Raw genomic sequence first — 20,024 nt, forward strand, 5'->3', positions numbered from 1 at the left:
TGAGGACCGCGTGCAGGCTCAGCTTGCCGCGCTGGTCGATCTCGGCCAGTTCGACCTGGACCTTGTCACCCACATTCAGGACGTCCTCGACGTTCTCCACGCGCTTGCCACCCACGAGCCGGCGGATCTGGGAGATGTGGAGCAGGCCGTCCTTGCCGGGGGTCAGCGACACGAAGGCGCCGAAAGTCGTGGTCTTGACCACGGTGCCCACGAAGCGCTCGCCGATCTCGGGCATCTGCGGGTTGGCGATGGCGTTGACGGCGTCGCGAGCGGCCTCGGCCGAGGGGCCGTCGGAGGCGCCGATGTAGACGGTGCCGTCGTCCTCGACCGTGAGGTCGGCGCCGGTGTCCTCCTGGATCTGGTTGATCATCTTGCCCTTGGGGCCGATGACCTCGCCGATCTTGTCCACCGGGATGCGCACGGCCAGGACGCGCGGGGCGGTGGGGGCCATCTCGTCGGGAGCGTCGATGGCCTGAGCCAGAACGTCGAGAATGAACAGGCGGGCGTCACGGGCCTGGCCGAGCGCACCGGCCAGGACCTCGGAGGGCAGGCCGTCCAGCTTGGTGTCCAACTGGAGGGCAGTGATGAAGTCGCGGGTTCCGGCGACCTTGAAGTCCATGTCCCCGAAGGCGTCCTCAGAGCCGAGGATGTCGGTGAGGGTGGCCCACTTGGTCTCGCCGTCGATGACCTCGTGCATGAGGCCCATGGCGATTCCGGCCACGGGGGCGCGCAGCGGGACACCGGCGTTGAGCAGCGACAGCGTGGAAGCGCACACCGAGCCCATGGAGGTCGAGCCGTTGGAGCCCAGGGCCTCGGAGACCTGGCGGATCGCGTAGGGGAAGTCCTCGCGGGTGGGCAGGACGGGCACGAGGGCCCGCTCGGCCAGGTTGCCATGGCCGATCTCGCGGCGCTTGGGGGCGCCCACGCGGCCGGTCTCGCCGGTGGAGAAGGGCGGGAAGTTGTAATTGTGCATGTAGCGCTTGTGGGTGACCGGGGAGAGGTCGTCCACCTGCTGCTCCATGCGCAGCATGTTGAGGGTCGTCACGCCCAGGATCTGGGTCTCACCGCGCTCGAAGATGGCCGAGCCGTGCACGCGGGGCAGGACCTCGACCTCGGCGGCCAGGGTGCGGATGTCCTTCAGTCCGCGCCCGTCCATGCGCACGCCCTCGGTGAGGGTGCGATGGCGCACGATCTTCTTGGTCACGGAGCGGAAGGCGGCCTTGAGGGCCTTGGTGTCCTCCTCGGTGGGGAAGGACTCGGCCAGCTCGGCCAGGACCTCGTCGCGCACGGCGTCGGTGGCCAGGTCGCGGGCCTGCTTGCCCTCGGTGGCGATGGCCCCGGCCAGGCCGTGGGCCTCGGCGGCCTTCTCGACGGCGTCGTACTGCTCGTCGGAGTAGTCCAGGTAGAGAGGGAACTCGGCGGTGGGCTTCGAGGCGTGCTGGGCGACCTCGAGCTGGGCCTCGCACAGGGCCTTGATGTGGGGCTTAGCGGCCTCCAGACCCTCGGCGACGACAGCCTCGGTGGGGGCCACGGAACCGGCGTTGATGAGCTCCCAGGCGTGCTCGGTGGCGCCGGCCTCGACCATCATGATGGCGACGTCGCCGGACTCCAGGACGCGGCCGGCCACGACCATCTGGAAGGTGGCGCGCTGCTGCTCGGAGTAGCGGGGGAAGGCCACCCAGTGCCCGTCGATGAGGGCCAGGCGGGTGCCGGCCACGGGCCCGGAGAAGGGCAGGCCGGCGATCTGGGTGGACATGGAGGCGGCGTTGATGGCCAGGACGTCGTAGTCGTCGTCGGGATGGATGGCCAGGACGGTCTCAACGACCTGGACCTCGTTGCGCAGGCCCTTGACGAAGGAGGGACGCAGCGGGCGGTCGATGAGGCGGCAGGCCAGGATAGCGGCGGTTCCGGCGCGGCCCTCGCGGCGGAAGAAGGAGCCGGGGATGCGACCGGCCGCGTACTGGCGCTCCTCGACGTCCACGGTCAGGGGGAAGAAGTCGAACTGGTCCTTGGGGTGCTTGCCCACGGTGGTGGCGGACAGAACGGCGGTCTCGCCGTCGAGGTAGGCCATGGCGCTTCCAGCTGCCTGCTTGGCCAGGCGGCCCGTCTCGAAGCGCACCACGCGCTTGCCGAAGGAGCCGTTGTCGATCACTGCCTCGGCGGCGGTGACCTCGGGGTCGTCAATGAACATGAAGTCTCTTTCTCGCGATCGTCGTGCCGGTCCGTGGCCTTCGATCGAGGCCCACGGAGCCGAGTCGTCCCACGCTCGGATCACCATGATCCGACGGCGCGGGCGCGGTTCCGGAGGCCACCACCGAAAACCGACGGGGCCGGCCGCTCTCCGGGTCTCTTCCCGGAAGCAGGGCTGCGGTCCTCGTGCTCCTCACCGGCTCTCACGCCGGGAACGCGCCGAGGGCTCAGCCGCGCAGATTCTATCGTGCGCGACCTCATGATGCCGATGAGCACCACCGGGCGCCACGTGAGATGAGACGCGCAGGACCGCCGATCCTGGATCGCACCTGCTCCAGCGTGGCAAAGTACAAGGTAATGACAGAACAAGAATCTCTGTCTTCGTCTCTCTTCAGGAGCGTCAACGATGACCTACCGCATGATCTTCAACCAGACCGGCTACTTCGGCAGGGGCGCCATCGCCCATATCGCCCCCGAGATCGCCCGCCGGGGCCTGACCAGGGCTTTCATCGTCACCGACCCGGTCCTGGCCGACAATGGCACCGCGACCCGCATCACCGACCTGCTCGATAAGGCCGGCATCGGCTGGGAGATCTTCTCCGACGTCGTCCCCAACCCGCCGATCGAGAAGGTCCAGGCCGGTCTGGCAGCCTTCCGGGCCTCGGGCGCCGATGTGCTCATCGGCCTGGGAGGCGGTTCCCCGCAGGACACGTGCAAGGCGATCTCGGTCATCGCCACCAACCCCGACTTCGAGGACGTACTGAGCCTGGAGGGCCTGTCCCCCACCACCCGGCCGGGCGTACCGATCATCGGCGTGCCCACGACCGCGGGCACGGCCAGCGAGACCACCATCAACTACGTCATCACCGACACCTCCAAGCAGCGCAAGTTCGTGTGCGTCGACCCCCACGACATCCCGGTCCTGGCCATCGTCGACCCCGACCTCATGGACGGCATGCCCCGCTCACTCAAGGTCGCCACCGGGCTGGACGCCCTCACCCACGCCATCGAGGGCTACATCACGCCAGGTGCCTGGGAGCTCTCCGACGCTCTGTGCCTGCGCTCGATCCAGATGATCGCGGCGAACCTGCGCGCCGCGGCCAACGGGGACGCCGACGCCGTCGAGCAGATGGGGCTGGCGGCCTACATCAACGGCATGGCCTACTCCAACGTCGGGCTCGGCCTGGTCCACGGCATGGCCCACCCGCTGGGCGGGCGCTACAACGCCCCGCACGGGGTGGCCAACGGGATCCTCCTGGCCCCGGTCATGGCCTTCAACGCCGAGCACACCGGGGAGAAGTACCGCGACATCGCCGAGGCCTTCGGGGTCGCCGGCGCCCGGACGATGCCGCTCGACGAGGCGCGCACCGCCGCCGTGGAGGCCGTGGCCCAGCTGACGCGGGACCTGGGCAACCCCACACGGATCTCCGAGGTCGGAGTGGAGGCCGACGGCGTCGAGGCCCTGACCGATGACGCCTTCGCCGACGTATGCACGCCGGGCAACCCGCGTCCCGTGACCCGTGAGGACATCAAGGCGCTCTACACATCGCTGCTCTGAGAGCGTGGGCGAAGCACCCCGGAAACGCCGTGCGGCCCGGCTCCCGTCCATAGGGAGCCGGGCCGCACGGCTCGCGGCTGTCAGCGCGCTCAGCGGCGGATGCCGAGGCGGGCGATGAGGGCGCGGTAGCGCTCGATGTCCTCCTTCATGAGGTAGTCCAGGAGGCGACGGCGCTTACCGATGAGCAGGTAGAGGCCGCGACGCGAGTGGTGGTCGTGGGTGTGGCCCTTGAAGTGCTCGGTGAGGTTGGAGATGCGCTCGGTGAGGATGGCGACCTGGACCTCCGGGGAGCCCGTGTCGCCCTCGTGGGTGGCGTACTCGGCGATAATCTCTTGCTTGCGCTCGGGGGTAACCGACATGCGGACTCCTTCGGGTCTCGTTGCACGGAGCGCCGGGGCAGGTTCTCCCGGGCATGGGGTATCCGTGGCCGATCGACGGCCCGCTAACCATACCAGCGCCGCCGCCCACCAACCGCGCCGGTCTTTGTGCGAACCGGCACAATCCCAGGGCAGAGCTGGGACGCCGCTCCCTCGGCTCCCCACGTCGGCGCCGGAGCGCTCCCCCGCGCCCTCCGGCGCGGCGGCAGCGGCTACTGCGCGGTGACGTCCTCGGGACGGATCGGCTCGGGCACCGGGACCTCCAGGATCCGGGCGGTGTCCTCGATGTCGGCGCGCATCTGGACCAGGAGCGGGTCCAGTCCGTCGAAGGCCAGCATGGGGCGCAGACGCTCGACGAGCTCGATCCCGATCTCCTCGCCGTAGAGGTTGAGGTCGGCTCGCCCCAGGACGTGGGCCTCGACCGTTCGCCGGGGGACGTCGTCGAAGGTGGGGTTGGTTCCGATGGAGATGGCGGCGGGCAGCCGCTGCCCGCCTCCGTCGGCGCCGCCTCCACGCACCAGCCAACCGGCGTAGACGCCGTCGGGCGGCACGACGCCGGCGGTGGCGGCCTCCAGGTTGGCGGTGGGGAAACCCAACTCGCGTCCGCGGCGCAGCCCCGCACGACGACGCCGCGCAGGCGGTGGGGGCGGCCCAGGACTTGGCGCGCCTGGCCCATGTTCCCGCCCTTGAGGCACTGGCGGATCCAGGTCGACGACCAGCGCCGTCCCTCCTCCGAGCGGATCTTGGAGACGATCTCCACCGCGAAGCCGTCGGCCCGCCCGATCTCCTCCAGAGTGGCGGCATCCCCGGAGTTGCGGCATCCGAAGCGCACGTCGTCCCCGACGACGACCGCGCGGGCTCCGAGCAGCCCCTCCAGCCAGGTGCGCACGAAGTCCTGGGGACTCTGGGCGGCGAAGTCGAGGGTGTAGGTGATGACCAGGACCGCGTCGAGGCCGAGGTCGTTCAGTGAGGCGAGGCGGTCGGTCAGGGAGGTGATGAGGGGCAGGTCCACCTCCGGCCGGTGGACGCTGCGGGGATGCGGGTCGAAGGTGACCGCCACGGCCAGAGGCCGTTCACCGCCGCGGGCGAGCTCGTCGGCCAGCTCGACAACGCGTCCCAGGACCGCCTGGTGTCCGCGGTGGACGCCGTCGAAGATGCCCATGGTGACCACGGCGCCCACTCCGCCCGGCGCGCTCAGGCTCGCTGGCACCTGCTCGGCGCCGTACCAGACCTCCACTGTCGATATCCCTGCTCTCGTGTGCCCGCGGGGCGCCTCGCGTCCCTGTTACGCATTCCTGGCCGCACTTGCGCCTGCCACCCCCGCGGCGCAAAAGGGCGGGGACGGCCGCTCGTGCGGGACAACCCTGCCACGGCCGTACCGCCGGGCGCGACCTCGAGGTCTCCGACACGCCTTGACGGTTTTCGACCGTCGGTCTATTCTCGATACCGACCGCCAGTCGGTTAGTACATGAATCCGTTCCCAGGACTACGCAAGACTGAAGTCGAAGACCTCAAGGAGGCCGATGCCATGCTGATGCGACTGCTCAAGGCCGACCTGGCGCGAGGCGCCGTCGTGGCCGCCACCTTGACCGCCCTCATCGCGCTAGCGGCCACACTGATGTCGGCCGGTACTTCCCTGGTCGTGGACAGCCTCGCCGCAACGAGCCGGCTGTCCACCCAGGCCAAGCTGCCGGACCTGGTGCAGATGCACACCGGCCGGATCGACGACGACACCTTGCAGGCCGTCGACCAGTGGGCTGAGGCTCGCAGTGACGTCGCCGACCACCAGGTGATCAAGACCCTGCCAGTACCGCGCCAAGAGCTGACGATTAACGGCCACAACCAGAGCGAGTCCTACACCGAGCCCGCCTTCGTCACCGCCCCCAAACGATTCGACCTGCTGCTCGACGATCACGGCAACCCCGTAGACCCGGGTCCGGGCGAGGTGGTTCTGCCGGTCCACTACCGGGCGATCGAAGACACCAACATCGACATCGGCGATACCGTTACCGTCACCGCCGAGGGCAGGACGACAACACTGAAAGTGGTGGGCTTCGCGCGGGACGCGCAGATGAATGCCGCCATGATCCCCTCCAAACGACTGGTGGTCTCACCCGAGGACTTCTCCACCCTGGAGCAGCAGATCAGCGAGCCCGAGTACCTCTTCGAGTTCGACCTGGCGGACGGCGCCCGCCCCGGAACCGTCGTCAACAGCTATAAGGAAGCGGGCCTGCCCAGCAACGGCGTCAACATCAGCTCCTCGATGATTCAACTCATGAACTCCCTGAACACCATGCTCATTGTGGCCGTGGCCCTCGTGGTGGCGATCGTGCTGGCCGTGGTCGCCATACTCGCGCTGCGCTACACAGTGCTGGCGGCCATCGAATCGGACTTGGCGCAAATCGCCGTGCTCAAGGCCATCGGAGCGCCTCACAGCCGGATACGCCGCCTCTACGTGCTCAAGTACCTGGCCCTGTCAGCGGTGGGAGCGATCGTTGGCTACGCGGCGGGCCAGCCCCTGGCAACAAAGCTGGAGGCCCCTACGACCCTCTACCTGGGCACGCCGCCCAGGACCGTCTGGAGCGTGGGGATCCCCATTCTCGCGGTGCTGGTTCTGGCCGCGGTCATCGTCGGCTTCACGTGCCTGTCCCTGCGACGCATCGGTCGAATCTCGGCGATCGAGGCCCTGCGCAGCGGCACCAGCGCCTCCCTGCGCCCGCGTCGCCAGCGGTGGAGGCTCAGTGGCGTGCGCCGTCTTCCGGTCCAGGTGTGGCTCGGCGCGCGTGAGGCGCTGCGCCCCTCCAACGCGCTGCTGCTCGGCGTCCTGGCGCTGTGCACCTTCACCATGGTGCTGCCAACCAACGTCTCCACCACCCTGAGTAATCCGCAGGTCGCCACCTACCTGGGAGTCGGCCAGGCGGATCTGCGCATCGACGTGCGCACCGGGGTCCAGGATCTGGCCACCGTGGAGAAGGAGGTCGACTCCGACCCCCGTATCATCCGGCATGCCACAGTGCTGCGCCGCAGCTACAAGATGTCTACGAGCAGCGGCGGCTGGGAGCCGGTGATCATCGATATCGGGAACCATGAGGCCTTCCCCATGAAGTACATCTCCGGGCGCGGTCCCACCACGGACGAGGAGGTCTCCCTGTCCTACAGCCAGGCCGAGGCCACAGGAGCCAAGGAGGGATCCACGGTCACCGTGCAGACCGCCGGCGGAGACAAGGAACTCACGGTCACGGGCGTCTACCAGGACATCACCAACAACGGGAAGACCGCCAAGGCCACCTTCGACGACGGTGCCCCCGCGCTGTGGCAGATCATCTACGCTGATGCCCACTCCACAGATCAAGCCAGCGCCTTCGCCCGTGATCTGAACGAGAAGTACCCGGGCGTCCAGGCGATCGACATGAGCGAGTACGCCTCCCAGTTCTTCGGGGCCACCGGCTCCCAGGTTCACCGCATCACCATGATGGCCTGCGCCATCGCACTGGGACTGTCCTTCCTCATCACCGTCCTGTTCACGGTCCTGATCGTGTCGAGGGAGAGGCCTCAGCTGGGCGTTCTCATGGCGCTGGGCTGCACCAGGGGCGCCATCGCCCGCCAGTACCTCATTCGTTTCGGCGTCCTGGCCTTGACCGGTATCGCTCTGGGGCTCCTGGGCACCTTCACATTGGGAGGCTCCGCGATCGGAGCGGCCATGTCCTCTCGCGGAGCACCCGATCTTCAGCTTCTCCCCAACCCGTGGCTAGTGGGACTGGTCCTGCCGGGCGCACTACTGGCCACCGTCATCGGCGCAGTCTCCCTGGCCCTCAGGCGCCTGCGCACCATGTCCCCGTCCACGACCTTGACCACCGGCGAATGAGAGAGACCGATGAGCACCTCGAACCCGACCAGCACCCGCTCGAACGCTGCGAGCGCGAAACCGGCCGAGACCGCGGGCCCCGCCCTTCGCGCCCGTAGCCTGTCCAAGAGCTACGACTCCCCGGTCCTGACGGACCTTGATCTAGACATCGAGCAAGGGCAGTTCGTCGCCATCATGGGGCCCTCCGGCTCCGGGAAGTCAACGCTCCTGCACTGCCTGAGTGGAATGGATCGTCCCACAGACGGCTCGGTGCTCCTGGGAGACACCGAAATGACCACCTTGAGCGAGAAGGAGCTGGCGGCACTGCGGCTGACGCGCTTCGGCTTCGTCTTCCAGCAGGCTCATCTCATGACGACTCTGTGTCTGCTGGACAACATCGTCCTGCCCGGGTTCCTGGCGGGTCTGCGTCCGCGCCCTGAGGTCACGGCGCGCGGAAAGGAGCTCATGGAGCGCATGGGGATCGCCGAGCTAGCCGCCAGCGGCGTCACCGAGGTCTCCGGCGGCCAGCTCCAGCGGGCAGGCATCTGCAGGGCGCTGATCAACGACCCCGGGATCGTCTTCGCCGACGAGCCCACCGGCGCGCTCAACTCAGCCACCGCGCTGCAGATACTCGACCTACTCGGCGAAGTGCATGCCTCGGGGACGACCCTCGTCATGGTCACCCATGACGCCCAGGTGGCGGCCAGGGCGGACCGAGTCCTGGTGCTCGTGGACGGCCGGATCGAGGAAGATCTCCGCCTGGGACGTTACCGGGAAACGGAGGCTCCCGCGCGCCTGGTCTCCGTCACCGAGGCCCTCCAACGCCGTAGCGTGTGACGCGCCGGATTCAGTGGCCGCCGCAGCCGCAGCCGCCACCGGTTGAGGCCGGGGCGGAGATGTCGCGCAGACCCAGTGGGTTGCCGGCCTTGTGCCCGGGGGTGACGCCCTGCGGAGCGGCCCCGCCCAGCGCGGTCGTCACCGCCGCGGCAATGGCGACGGCGTCCACGGCCTCCGGGGAGGCCTGCACGGGCTCCGGCCGATAGCCCTCGCCCAGGGGCTGGGCAACCGCGGGAGCGGCCGCCCGCTCGTCCTGCTCGCTCTGCTTGCCGTGACCGCCGCATCCGCAGCCGCATCCACCGGTCTGGCTCATCATGCCTCCTTGGAAGGAACGCTCATATAGGGTGTCCGCTCGCGCCGGAGGACCTGGTGGTCTCCATCTGTCGCGTCTCAGGCCGGGTCGAGGACCAGGACCGGGCGGGCGCGCGAGCCTCGAGGCGTCAACAGTGCCACGAGTCGCCCATCGGGGGCGAATCCGGCGACGACCCGCTGCCCCGGGGCCTCCTTGGAGGCAACCGGAACCGTATTGCCCACAGGCGACTGGGCCCGCTCCAGGATCGCGACGTCGAGGGGCTGGCCGAACCGCAGCCCACGGGCCTCGGCCTCGGTGAGGTCCAGCCGCTCGAAGCAGCGCCGGGCCACCTCCTCCAAGGGGACTGTGGTGACTCCACGGGGATCGGGGGTAGCGGCGTCGGTCTCGACCTGCTCGGACAGCGCCGTCAGGGTGTGGGCCTGACCGACGTCGAAGGGGCCGACGCCGGTGCGCCGCAGCGCGATCAGGTGCGCGCCGCACCCCAGGGTCCGGCCCAGGTCCCGGGCCAGGGCGCGCACGTAGGTGCCCGACGAGCAAGAGACCACGACATCGAGATCCACGACCTGGACCTCGCCCCCGACTCCGTCCTCGGCGTCCGCTGAGGCATCTCCTGCCGCGGCGCCGGGGAGGTCGACACCAGCCTGGCGGGGCTCTCCGGTCAGCCGCAGCTCATGGATGGTGACGGGCCTGGCCTCCAGCTCGACGTCCTGGCCGTCACGGACCCGCTTGTAGGCGCGCACACCGTTGACCTTGATGGCCGAGATGGCACTGGGCACCTGTTGGATCCGCCCGGTTAGACTCGCCAGCGCCTCCTGCAGGCGGCCTTCGATCAGGTCGTCGATCCGGCAACCGCGAGCGGCGATGACCTGGCCCTCGGCATCCTCGGTGGTGGTCTCCATCCCGAGGCGGATGGTGGACTCGTAGGTCTTGTCCGCTCCCACCAGGTAGGTGAGGAAGCGGGTGGCGCGCCCGATGCCCAGGACCAGCAGACCGGTGGCCATGGGGTCGAGGGTGCCGGCGTGGCCCACCTTGCGAGTGGCGGCCAGGCGCCGAGTCACGCCGACGACGTCGTGGCTGGTCAGTCCCCGGGGCTTGTCCACTAGGAGGACTCCGTCAGCAGCCGTGGCAGCGCCGCGGGCGACATCGGGGCGGCGCCGGCGCATGTCCCGGTTGCCATCCCCTGCCGGCTCAGAGCGTTCGGGCACGCTCACAGGCCCTCGGCGCCCAGGGCGGGCTCCTGAACGGTCGTCTGCTCGTCATCCTCGTCGGCCTCGGTCGTATCTTCGTCGTCGTGGCGGTAGGGGTCGGCCTCGCCCGCATAGGTGGCACCCTCGGCGGCCTTGGCGATCTGGGCGTCGCGCACGCGGGCCTGGGCCAGGGCGTCCTCGAGGGTCTTGGCGGTCGTGGGCAGGGCGTCGAGCTGGAAGGTCAGGGACGGGGTGAGGCGGATTCCCAATGCCTTGCCCACCTCGGAGCGGATGAGGCCCTTGGCCGAGCGCAGAGCCCTGGCCGTCTCCTCGCGCTCCTCGTCGCTGCCGTAGACGGTGTAGAAGATGGTGGCCTGCTGCAGGTCACCGGTGACGCGGACATCGGTGATGGTGACGAAGCCCAGGCGCGGGTCCTTGATGCGCCCCTGCAGGAGGCGGGCGACGGTCTCATGAATGCGGTCGGCGACCTTGCGGGCGCGGGCGGCGTCGGCCATGGCGGAGCTCCTTCACGTGCGGGGGCGCCGGGTCTGCGAGGTCCCGGACTGAGCGATCGTGACCGATCGGCGCACCGTCCTCGCCCGCAGAAGAGCGAGCCCTTCCGAGGCTGTCCAGTGCACTTCACTATGCTACGCGGAGCGATGGCGCAGACATCGTCGCCATCCCCCGAGCGCGAACGGATCAGGAACAGATCACAATGACCTCCTCCCCCACCGCACCATCCTCGGATCCCGAACCCACCAGCGCTCCAGGTGCTCCCGCAGCAGTCCGGGAGCCGGCATCGGTGGGGCTCGACGGGGCCGGGATGGCCCTGGTCATCGGCTGCTACACCCTGTGGGGCGTCTTCCCCCTCTACTTCCACCTGTTGTCCGCGGCCGGCAGTGTGGAGATCATCGGTCATCGGATCGTGTGGACCCTGGGCACTTGTCTGGTGCTCATCGCCGCGCGCCGCCGTTGGGCGAGTCTGGCCCGCGTCTGCCGCACGCCCCGACTGCTCGGAGCGCTGGTCGTCTCGGGCCTGCTGGTCTCGGTCAACTGGCTCGTCTACGTCTACGGCGTCAACACCGCGCGCACGGCCGACGCCGCCCTGGGTTACTTCATCAACCCGCTGGTGACGGTCGCCCTGGCTTCGCTGGTCCTGCGCGAGCGGCTGCGCCCCGTCCACCGGGTCTCGATCGCGCTGGCGAGTACCGCCGTGGTACTCCTGGTGGTGCTCCAGGGCTCGCTGCCGTGGATCTCCCTGGCCCTGGCCTTCTCCTTCGCCCTGTACGGGCTGGTCAAGAAACGGATCGGGCCCGAGGTGGACGCCCTGACCGGACTGACGGTGGAGAGCGCCGTCGTGACGCCTATCGCCCTGGTCTATCTGAGCCACCTGGCCTGGCAGGGGCAGTCGGCCTGGCAGGCCCCCGGCCAGGGCTGGCAGATCATGGCGCTGCTCGGCGTGGCAGGGCCCGTGACGGCCGTGCCCCTGCTGCTCTTCGCCGCCGGAACACGGCGCGTGCCGTTGTCGGTTGTGGGGATGGGGCAGTACATCGCCCCGACCATCCAGTTCCTCCTGGCCTGGGTCGTCTTCCACGAGCAGATCCCGACGGCCCGTTGGGCGGCCATGGTGCTGGTGTGGGCGGCGGTCGCGGTCTTCATCGGCGACGCCGTGCACCAGCTCATTCGCCGTCCTCGTCTGCGCCCGGCAGACCGGCCTCGGCCCTGAAACGCTCCAGAAGCGGACCGATGATGTCCATCGGGAGGGGGAAGACGACCGTGGAGTTCTGGTCGGCGCCGAGCTCCAAGAGGGTCTGCAGGTAGCGCAACTGGAGGGAAGCCGGTGACTTCGAGAGCGTGTCCGCCGCCTGGCGCAGCTCCTCGGAAGCCTGGAGCTCACCGCGGGCATTGATGATCTTGGCGCGGCGCTCGCGCTCGGCCTCGGCCCCACGGGCCATGGCCCGCTGCATCTGCTCGGGGATCTCGACGTCCTTGATCTCGACGACGCTGACCTCCACGCCCCAGGGCTCGGTGAGCTTCTCGATGATGTCGCGCAGGTCGGCGTTCAGGGCGCTGCGGTGGGCGAGCACGGTGTCCAGGTCGACCCGCCCGAGGACGGATCTCAGTGTGGTCTGGGCGATCTGGGAGGTGGCGATCGCGTAGTTCTCCACTGCCATGACGGCTTTGACCGGGTCGGTGACATTGAACAGGACAACGGCGTTGACACGCGCCGGCACGTTGTCCTCCGTGATGACCTCCTGGGGAGGGATGGTCAGGGTGACCACTCGGGTGTCAACCCTTACCAGGCGCTCGAGGAAGGGGACGACCAGGTGCAGGCCGGGATCGTAGACGGGCCGCAGGCGCCCCAGTCTGAAGACAATGCCCCGCTCGTACTGGGTGATGATCTTGAGCGAGAGCACCAGGGCGAGCAGCACGAGGACGGTGAGCGCCACGATGGCGGCGGCGGGAGTAGTCATGGAGGGTCCTTCAGGAAGGTGGGTCGAAACGGGGCAGGGCTGGGTCCGGATCATCTGGCCCTGGAGTCGGTGGCCTCGTTCCACGCCGAGGACCACGAGCGCCGGGCCCCGCCACGGACACTGTCCGAGCCGAGTTCGGCGCCTGAGATCGGGACTCGCCTGCGTGTGCGCAGAGCGGTGACACGGCGCAGCTCGGGCTCTGCGGGGGTGACAGTCCCGCCGTCCGCCTTCCCGGCACCATCAGACTCGGCGACGAAGGAGACACGCACGGTCCGCCCTGACGCCGCTGCACGCGCCTGAGCGGCGGCGATCGCCTCGGCCGCCTCGCGCACCGAACGGTAGCCCGAGGGGCGCGAACCGATTGTCACCGGTACCGGCCCGGTTGAGGCGATGCTCGCCGAACGACGGGCCTCCTCGTCCTCGCGGTTCTCCTGGGAGCCGACGTGGGGCAGGTGTGCCGGTGCGTTGTCGGGAGTGTTCCACAGGTGGCGGGCCAGCGGCAGGACTCCGGTGACAATGATGACAACGGCCGTTGTGCCCAGGACGATGAGGTCGCCGATGGCGTGAAAGGCCGCCATGAGCAGCAGCGGGACGAAGACGCCGACGCAGGCGATGACCAGGCCCACACCGCGATGGAAGCGTCCGGCGTCGGAATAGGGCCACGGGTCGACGGGCCGGGTGATCTCCCGCGGGCCGGGAGTGGGTGAGCAGGTGTCCTTGGACGGGCAGCGCCCGCAGATCGCGTGGGCGCCCTCGTAGCGGATGACGCGCTTGTCCGGGTCGAAGGCGGTGGGCCACAGCCACTGGTCCTCGTGGCATCTCCAGCCGTCGACATCGTCGTGGTAGACGAAGTCCGAGTGGCGCCAGGACATCGAGTGCCGGGCACTGCGTGAGCCGAGGATGTCCACGACCCACGCAGCGGCCAGCATGATGAGCGCGTAGGCGGAGATGAGCCATACGCTCAGATCGGGTGAGCCCATCAGTCGTTCAGCTCCGCGCGCTCACCGCGCCAGGCCTTGCGCCCGCCCTTGATCTCCTCGTAGAGGGCGTTCTCAGTGAAGGCGTCCACCGTCCGTCCACGACGCCAGTTCCTCAGTCCCAGGAAGGCGATGTAGAGGTAGGGCAGGACTCCGCCGATGATGAAGATGAGATCTCCGGGCATTCGTCCCCACTCGATGATCGTGTTGACCGAGTTGGTGACGTAGGTGAGCTGGCGGGCCTCGAAGTAGCCCGTGCCCACCGAGTAGCGCAGCTGGAGGATGCCCAGCGGCAGCAGGGTGGCGAAGCACATCCAGGCCAGGCCGATGTTGAGGCTCCAGAAGGAGGTTCTTGCGAGCTTCTCGGGCCACTTGTCCGCCGGCACCAGGTAGCGCAGGGCGAACATTCCTAGTGCCAGCGCCATGAAGCCGTAGACCCCCATCATGGAGGCGTGGGCGTGGTTGGCCGTCAGTGCAGTCCCAATCTCGTAGTAGGACACGATGGGCAGATTGACCAGGAAACCGAAGACGCCGGCGCCCAGGAAGTTCCAGAAGCCGACGGCCATGAGGAACATGACGGCCCAGCGGTGCGGGAAGGGCCCCGCCTCCTTGCCGTGGCGGTTGGCACCGAGCTGCATGAAGGCCCAGGCCTCCACCGTCAGGAAGGTCAGGGGGATCACTTCGGCGGCCGAGAAGAAGGCCCCCAGAGCCATGTGCTCTACCGGTGTCCCGGAGAAGTAGAGATGGTGCATGGTGCCGATGACGCCTCCGGCGGAGTACAGGATGATGTCCATGAAAATGATGCCCAGTGCGATCCTCTCCCGGACGACGCCCAGGAGGACGAACACGTAGGCGACCATGACGGTGGTGAACAGCTCGAGGAAGTCCTCTACCCACAGGTGCACGACCCAGAAGCGCCAGAACTCGGCGACGGTGACATGGGTTCCGGTGCGGGCCATCATTCCCACTGCGTAGAAGGCCGGGATCGCCAGAGCGGCGAACATGAACAGCCAGGGCATGTTGGCTACGTGCTCGTTGCTCAGGCGCTGGCGCATGGCGCGCCAGATGATGAACACCCAGACGAACAGGGCCAGGGTGAGCAGGACCTGGAAGACGAAGGGCAGGTCGAGGTACTCCCACTGCTGGGAGAACAGCGGCCCCTTGGCCCAGCTCAGACCGTGCTGGCTAGCCCCCTCGGCCAGGCAGGAGAGCACGACGACGACCGTGGCCGCGATGAACAGGGCCCACACCAGGACGTGCTGCTTCCTCGGCTCGCGCCTGGCGATGAACGGCGTCAGGAACAGGCCGGCCGCGAGCAGCCCGATGGCGGTCCAGAACAATGAGAGCTGGACGTGCCAGGTGCGAGCCAGAGAGAAGGGCAGGAGTCGGCCCAGGTCGAAGCCGAAGAAGGACAGCACGTCGGCCCGGTAGTGCTCGGCCAGGGCGCCCAGGAGCGTCTGGACGAGGAACAGGGCGGCGATGGTGAACACGTACCAGGCCACCACCCTCTGCGACTTGGTCAACCCGATCTCCTCGGGTTGCCGGAAGGACAGGGCCGGGGCCTCCTCCGAGTGCCAGCCGATCTTCTGGCTCCAGCGGCCGTAGATGGCGAACATGACCCCGGTTCCGCCGATGAGGACGATCAGCGACAGGACCGACCAGATCATGAGGTCTCCGGTGGGCGCGTTACCGACCAGGGACTCCGGGGGCCAGTTGTTTGTGTATGAGTAGTCGTGACCCGGGCGCTGCGCAGACGAGCCCCAGGCGGTCCAACCGAAGAAGGCCGTCACCTGCTTGACCTGAGCGGGATCGGTGATGAGATCCGGCTTGAGACCATGGCTGTGGGCGTCGGGCCCGAACATCTTGGTGTAGTGGCCAACGGCGTCGTTGTAGGCCTTGACTTGCTCATCGGTCCACACGAGGGTTCCCGTGGAGGGATCGTAGCGGTTGGTCCGCAGCATCTCCTTGGTGGCGGCGGCCGGGTCGTCGACGCCCTGGGAGGCGAGCTGTTCCTTAACGCTCGTGGCCTCCATGCGGAGGTACTCGGCGGTGAAGTCGGGGCCAAGGTAGCCGCCGTGCCCCAGGATGGAGCCGTACTCCATGAGGCCTCTGGCCTGGAAGAGCTTCTGCCCCTCGGTGATGTCCTGCGTCGTGAAGAGGGTCTCGCCGCTCTCGGTGACAACCCTCTCCGGCTGAGGCATGGAGTTGGTGTAGGTACGATAGGCCAGCAGGCCCATGACGGTGAATCCGAAGAGCATGACCAGGGCGACGCCCTGGATCCACCCCTTGCCAATGAGGCGAGCGCGTCGGGAGGTCGCCCCCTCAACCGTGGCAGCGGATGACATGAGAGTACCTCCGTGTATCTCAGGAGACGGCGGACGTCTTCCGCGTCTGGCAGCCACCGTACAAGCACCACACCGTCCACTTACGGAGCAATCCGGGACTACTCCATCAACCCACCGACCGATCGGCCCCATTTCATCAGATCTACACCATGTATATTCAACACGTAGAATCGGTCGACAAGCGGATCGTTGGCTATTTTAACAACAATTCACTTCGCTATTTAGGTAAGGCACCCTTAATACAAACTCTCACGCCGAAGAGTTAATCCCGATCTACTGTCGCAAAGTCCTGTATAGAACCGAGGATCGGCAGTACAATTATTCACACGGCAAGTGTTTCATCCCGTTCGTAAGGCACGATGATGTCCTTTTTGCCCCTAGCCGTACAGACCGCCAACGATGTCGCCCAGCAGTGCGTCGACACTGAGACCTTTCCGCTGTGGCTGCGCGTCACCCACTTCATCAACTTTCTCCTCATGGGCGTCCTCATCCGCTCCGGTATCGAGATCATCGCCTCGCATCCGCGCTTCTACTTCAAGGACCAGTGCGAGCCTGGCTCCGAGTGGATCCGGTTCACCAAGGACAAGGTGCCCCTTGAGGAGGGCGCCTTCACCGCTCGGGACGACCAGCGCGACCTCTCCCCACTCATCTCCCTGCCCGGCCGGGCCAAGATCGGGTTAGGGCGTGCCTGGCACGGAGTAGCCACGAGCTTCTGGCTGCTCAACGGCGTCGTGTATGTCGCCTTCCTCGTGGGCACCGGTGCGTGGCAGCGTCTGGTTCCGACCACCTGGCGGATCCTCCCCGACGCCTGGGACTCATTACTGACCTACGCGCACCTGCGCACCCCGTCCCTGTGCGACTTCACCCCCTACGACGGCCTTCAGCAGCTGGGGTACTTCTTCATCGTCTTCATCGCCGCCCCGCTGATGATCGTGACGGGCCCGGTCATGTCTCCGGCCGTCGTCGGGCGCTTCCCCTGGTACGCCAAGATGTTCGGTGGCCGCCAGGCCGCCCGCTCCTTGCACCTGATCGGCATGTTCACCTACCTGGGCTTCGCCATTGTCCACGTGGGCCTGGTGTTCATCGTGCATGCTCCCCACAACCTCACCCACATCGTCTTCGGCTACTACGACCCCAGCCGTGTGGGTCAGGCCTACGCCACCGTGATCGCGACGATCATCGTCGTTGTGGCACTGTGGATCGTTATGTCCTACTGGACGTTGACGGACACGCGCCGCAGCCAGCGGATCCTGTGGGACGCCACGCGGGGGATCCGCCGCGTCACGGTGGACCGCTTCAACTCGCAGCAGGCGGCCAAGAGGCCGTGGACGGAGAAGGACATCTCCAAGTTCCACTGGGTCAACACCCGCACCCCTTCACGGGAGGAGTCCCCGGAGTACCAGGAGCTGGCGGCGAACGACTTCGCCGACTTCCGGCTCGAGGTGGGGGGCATGGTCTCGGCGCCGGCGTCCTTCTCCCTCGATGAGCTCAAGGCGATCGCCAGCCAGTCCCAGATCACCATGCACACTTGTATGCAGGGCTGGACGGGTATTGCCAAGTGGACGGGGATCCGGGTACGGGATCTGCTCGAGCAGGTCGGCCAGGTCGACCCCGAGGCCGGATGGGTGATGTTCGAGTCCTTCGGCATGGCCCAGCACATGCACGACGGGCGCCCGGTCGAGCCGTACTACACGTGCCTCTCTCTGGACATGGCCCTTGAGGATGACACGATCCTGGCCTGGGCCCGCAATGACGAGCCGCTCTCAGGTATGTTCGGCGCCCCGCTGCGCCTGCGCTGCGAAACGAGCCACGGATACAAGATGATCAAGTGGGTCCGGTCGGTGACGTTGATCCGTCACTACAGCGAGGTCGGTGACGGCATGGGCGGGACCCGCGAGGACTCCGGGTACCAGGACGTCAACGCGCGCATCTGACGATCTCACAACACCTGATCGATTCAGGCCCCACAATGACGGCGGACGGCCACCCCGAGGCGGGTGGCCGTCCGCACGTTGCTTGACGCGGCAGTACTTCAGTCGCGCGGCTTCTCGCGCGTCTCCCAGGTCTCGATGACATCGCCCTCGGTGATGTCCTTGAAGCCCAGGTTGATACCGCACTCGTAGCCCTCGCGGACCTCGGTGACGTCGTCCTTCTCGCGGCGCAGCGTCTCGATGGACAGATCGCCGTTGATGACGACGCCGTCGCGCACCAGACGGGCCTTGGCGCCGCGCTTGATGATGCCCGATCGGACGATAGAGCCGGCGATGGAGCCGAACTTCGAGGAGCGGAAGATCTGCCTGATCTCGGCGGCGCCGAGGTCGACCTCCTCGTAGATGGGCTTGAGCATGCCCTTCATAGCCGCCTCGACGTCCTCGATCGCGTTGTAGATGACCGAGTAGAACTTCATATCGACGCCCTCGCGGTCGGCGATCTCCGAGACGCGCTCGGCGGGCCGGACGTTGAAGCCGATAATGACAGCGGAGTCCACGGTGGCCAGGTTGACGTCGTTCTGCGTGATGGCCCCGACACCACGGTGGATGACGCGCAGGGCAACCTCATCGCCGACGTCGATCTTGAGCAGGGAGTCCTCCAGGGCCTCGACCGCACCCGAGCTGTCGCCCTTGAGGATGAGGTTGAGGGTGTCGACCTTGCCCTCCTTGAGGACGTCGGTGAGGTTCTCCAGGGACACGCGCTTACGACGCTTGGCCAGCAGAGCGGCGCGCTCGGCGGCCTCGCGCTTGTCGGCGATCTGTCGGGCCGTGCGGTCGTCGGGGGCGACGATGAAGGAGTCGCCAGCGCTGGGCACGTTCGTGAGCCCCAGGACCAGGGCCGGACGGGCGGGTCCGGCCTCGGTGAGGTTCTCCCCGTGCTCGTTGAACATGGCGCGCACGCGCCCATAGGCGCTTCCGGCCACGATCGGGTCCCCGACCCGCAGCGTGCCGCGCTCGACCAGGATGGTGCTCACAGCGCCACGGCCCTTGTCGAGCTTGGCCTCGATGGTGACGCCGCGGGCATCGATGTCCGGGTTGGCCCGCAGGTCCAGGGCGGCATCCGCGGTGAGCAGGACCGCCTCGAGGAGCTCGTCGATGTGAAGTCGCTGCTTGGCGGAGATGTCCACAAACATGGTGTCGCCGCCATACTCTTCGGGAACCAGGCCGTACTCGGTGAGCTGTCCGCGGATCTTGTCCGGGTTTGCGCCCTCCTTGTCAATCTTGTTGACCGCCACGACGATCGGCACGTTGGCCGCCTGGGCGTGGTTGAGGGCCTCGACGGTCTGGGGCATGACGCCGTCGTCGGCGGCCACGACGAGGATGGCGATGTCGGTCACCTCGGCACCGCGGGCGCGCATGGCTGTGAAGGCCTCGTGACCGGGGGTGTCGATGAAGGTGATCGGACGCTTCTCATCGTTCAGGTTGACGCGCACCTGATAGGCGCCGATGGACTGGGTGATGCCCCCGGCCTCGCCGGCGACGACGTCGGTGGAGCGGATCGCGTCCAGCAGCTTGGTCTTACCGTGGTCGACGTGACCCATGACCGTCACCACCGGGGGCCGTGGGACGAGGTTGGCATCGTCCTCGTCGGGCTCGAGGTCGATATCGAAGGATTCCAGCAGCTCGCGGTCCTCGTCCTCGGGAGAGACGATCTGGACGTTGTAGCCCAGCTCGGCGCCCAGGAGGGCGAAGGTGTCCTCGTCGAGGGACTGGGTGGCCGTGGCCATCTCACCGAGGTGGAATAGGACGGTCACCAGGGCCGCGGGGTTGGCGTTGATCTTCTCGGCCAGGTCCGTCAGCGTCGCCCCCTGCCGCACGCGCACCGGAGTGGAGCCGTCACCACGGGGAACGACCACGCCGCCGATCGACGGCGCGCTCTGCTGCTCGAATTCCTGGCGCTTTGCCCGCTTGGACTTGCGTCCCCGCGGAGC

Annotated in this window: 14 protein-coding genes and 1 pseudogene; 5 read left to right on the top strand and 10 right to left on the bottom strand. The window is 67.7% G+C overall.

Annotated features, from left to right (window positions below; genetic code table 11):
* A partial coding sequence (locus HMPREF0975_RS00560; RefSeq protein ID WP_009232132.1) for a polyribonucleotide nucleotidyltransferase occupies positions 1-2,191 on the bottom strand: 2,191 nt, incomplete at its 3' end.
* Positions 2,192-2,596: 405 nt separating this feature from the next.
* On the opposite strand from HMPREF0975_RS00560, the gene fucO reads away from it, so the two are divergent.
* On the top strand, positions 2,597-3,748 hold the full coding sequence (fucO, locus tag HMPREF0975_RS00565) for a lactaldehyde reductase (RefSeq protein ID WP_009232133.1): 1,152 nt from the start codon (positions 2,597-2,599) through the stop codon (positions 3,746-3,748).
* Positions 3,749-3,837: 89 nt separating this feature from the next.
* Here fucO and rpsO read toward each other — a convergent pair whose 3' ends face one another.
* Entirely contained in the window at positions 3,838-4,107 is a 270-nt protein-coding gene (gene rpsO / locus HMPREF0975_RS00570) for a 30S ribosomal protein S15 (RefSeq protein ID WP_009232134.1), read from the bottom strand.
* Positions 4,108-4,337: 230 nt separating this feature from the next.
* Positions 4,338-5,362 (bottom strand): annotated as a pseudogene (locus HMPREF0975_RS00575) (bifunctional riboflavin kinase/FAD synthetase).
* A 291-nt stretch (positions 5,363-5,653) separates the two neighbouring features.
* On the opposite strand from HMPREF0975_RS00575, the gene HMPREF0975_RS00580 reads away from it, so the two are divergent.
* Together HMPREF0975_RS00580 and HMPREF0975_RS00585 are read left to right on the top strand one after the other, a co-directional pair.
* Positions 5,654-7,990, top strand: a complete 2,337-nt coding sequence (locus HMPREF0975_RS00580) for an ABC transporter permease (RefSeq protein ID WP_009232136.1) — start codon at positions 5,654-5,656, stop codon at positions 7,988-7,990.
* A 9-nt stretch (positions 7,991-7,999) separates the two neighbouring features.
* Positions 8,000-8,806, top strand: a complete 807-nt coding sequence (locus HMPREF0975_RS00585) for an ABC transporter ATP-binding protein (RefSeq protein WP_009232137.1) — start codon at positions 8,000-8,002, stop codon at positions 8,804-8,806.
* A 10-nt stretch (positions 8,807-8,816) separates the two neighbouring features.
* On the opposite strand, the gene HMPREF0975_RS00590 is transcribed toward HMPREF0975_RS00585, so the two are convergent.
* From HMPREF0975_RS00590 to rbfA, 3 genes are all read right to left on the bottom strand, one after another.
* Positions 8,817-9,119 carry a hypothetical protein gene (locus HMPREF0975_RS00590; RefSeq protein WP_009232138.1) on the bottom strand — a complete coding sequence of 101 codons (303 nt, stop codon included), beginning with the start codon at positions 9,117-9,119 and terminating at the stop codon, positions 8,817-8,819.
* Between the two features lie 77 nt (positions 9,120-9,196).
* A complete protein-coding gene (gene truB / locus HMPREF0975_RS00595; protein ID WP_049939329.1) occupies positions 9,197-10,282 on the bottom strand; it encodes a tRNA pseudouridine(55) synthase TruB in 1,086 nt (361 codons plus the stop codon).
* Between the two features lie 44 nt (positions 10,283-10,326).
* Positions 10,327-10,821 carry a 30S ribosome-binding factor RbfA gene (gene rbfA / locus HMPREF0975_RS00600; RefSeq protein WP_009232140.1) on the bottom strand — a complete coding sequence of 165 codons (495 nt, stop codon included), beginning with the start codon at positions 10,819-10,821 and terminating at the stop codon, positions 10,327-10,329.
* A 200-nt stretch (positions 10,822-11,021) separates the two neighbouring features.
* On the opposite strand from rbfA, the gene rarD reads away from it, so the two are divergent.
* Positions 11,022-12,032 (top strand): EamA family transporter RarD, encoded by a 1,011-nt coding sequence (gene rarD / locus HMPREF0975_RS00605; protein ID WP_009232141.1) that lies wholly within the window; start codon positions 11,022-11,024, stop codon positions 12,030-12,032.
* On the opposite strand, the gene HMPREF0975_RS00610 is transcribed toward rarD, so the two are convergent.
* From HMPREF0975_RS00610 to HMPREF0975_RS00620, 3 genes are read right to left on the bottom strand one after another with little or no spacing between them, the layout of a single operon-like run.
* Positions 11,986-12,780 carry a slipin family protein gene (locus tag HMPREF0975_RS00610; protein ID WP_009232142.1) on the bottom strand — a complete coding sequence of 265 codons (795 nt, stop codon included), beginning with the start codon at positions 12,778-12,780 and terminating at the stop codon, positions 11,986-11,988. The two genes, rarD and HMPREF0975_RS00610, sit on opposite strands and share 47 nt — an antisense overlap.
* 50 nt (positions 12,781-12,830) lie before the next feature.
* A complete protein-coding gene (locus HMPREF0975_RS00615) occupies positions 12,831-13,760 on the bottom strand; it encodes a hypothetical protein (protein ID WP_009232143.1) in 930 nt (309 codons plus the stop codon).
* The gene (locus HMPREF0975_RS00620) at positions 13,760-16,102 is read right to left on the bottom strand and encodes a nitric-oxide reductase large subunit (RefSeq protein ID WP_009232144.1); all 2,343 of its coding nucleotides are present in this window, start codon (positions 16,100-16,102) and stop codon (positions 13,760-13,762) included. Before HMPREF0975_RS00620 ends, HMPREF0975_RS00615 begins: the two co-directional genes overlap by 1 nt.
* 362 nt (positions 16,103-16,464) lie before the next feature.
* Here HMPREF0975_RS00620 and HMPREF0975_RS00625 point away from each other — a divergent pair, with 362 nt between their 5' ends.
* The gene (locus tag HMPREF0975_RS00625; protein WP_009232145.1) at positions 16,465-18,036 is read left to right on the top strand and encodes a molybdopterin-dependent oxidoreductase; all 1,572 of its coding nucleotides are present in this window, start codon (positions 16,465-16,467) and stop codon (positions 18,034-18,036) included.
* A 98-nt stretch (positions 18,037-18,134) separates the two neighbouring features.
* Here the strand turns inward: HMPREF0975_RS00625 and infB are convergent.
* The coding region (gene infB, locus HMPREF0975_RS00630; protein WP_009232146.1) for a translation initiation factor IF-2 at positions 18,135-20,024 on the bottom strand (1,890 nt) is incomplete at its 5' end.

Source organism: Actinomyces sp. oral taxon 849 str. F0330, from assembly GCF_000239715.1.
Taxonomy (GTDB): Bacteria; Actinomycetota; Actinomycetes; order Actinomycetales; family Actinomycetaceae; genus Actinomyces; species Actinomyces johnsonii.

Bases quoted from the DNA above. Each gene is read 5' to 3' on its own strand.
- rbfA (WP_009232140.1), bottom strand. From the start codon at position 10,821: ATGGCCGACGCCGCCCGCGCCCGCAAGGTCGCCGACCGCATTCATGAG.
- rpsO (WP_009232134.1), bottom strand. From the start codon at position 4,107: ATGTCGGTTACCCCCGAGCGCAAGCAAGAGATTATCGCCGAGTACGCC.
- truB (WP_049939329.1), bottom strand. From the start codon at position 10,282: ATGCGCCGGCGCCGCCCCGATGTCGCCCGCGGCGCTGCCACGGCTGCT.
- HMPREF0975_RS00610 (WP_009232142.1), bottom strand. From the start codon at position 12,780: ATGACTACTCCCGCCGCCGCCATCGTGGCGCTCACCGTCCTCGTGCTG.
- HMPREF0975_RS00585 (WP_009232137.1), top strand. From the start codon at position 8,000: ATGAGCACCTCGAACCCGACCAGCACCCGCTCGAACGCTGCGAGCGCG.
- HMPREF0975_RS00590 (WP_009232138.1), bottom strand. From the start codon at position 9,119: ATGAGCCAGACCGGTGGATGCGGCTGCGGATGCGGCGGTCACGGCAAG.
- HMPREF0975_RS00615 (WP_009232143.1), bottom strand. From the start codon at position 13,760: ATGGGCTCACCCGATCTGAGCGTATGGCTCATCTCCGCCTACGCGCTC.
- rarD (WP_009232141.1), top strand. From the start codon at position 11,022: ATGACCTCCTCCCCCACCGCACCATCCTCGGATCCCGAACCCACCAGC.
- HMPREF0975_RS00625 (WP_009232145.1), top strand. From the start codon at position 16,465: ATGTCCTTTTTGCCCCTAGCCGTACAGACCGCCAACGATGTCGCCCAG.
- fucO (WP_009232133.1), top strand. From the start codon at position 2,597: ATGACCTACCGCATGATCTTCAACCAGACCGGCTACTTCGGCAGGGGC.
- HMPREF0975_RS00620 (WP_009232144.1), bottom strand. From the start codon at position 16,102: ATGTCATCCGCTGCCACGGTTGAGGGGGCGACCTCCCGACGCGCTCGC.
- HMPREF0975_RS00580 (WP_009232136.1), top strand. From the start codon at position 5,654: ATGCTGATGCGACTGCTCAAGGCCGACCTGGCGCGAGGCGCCGTCGTG.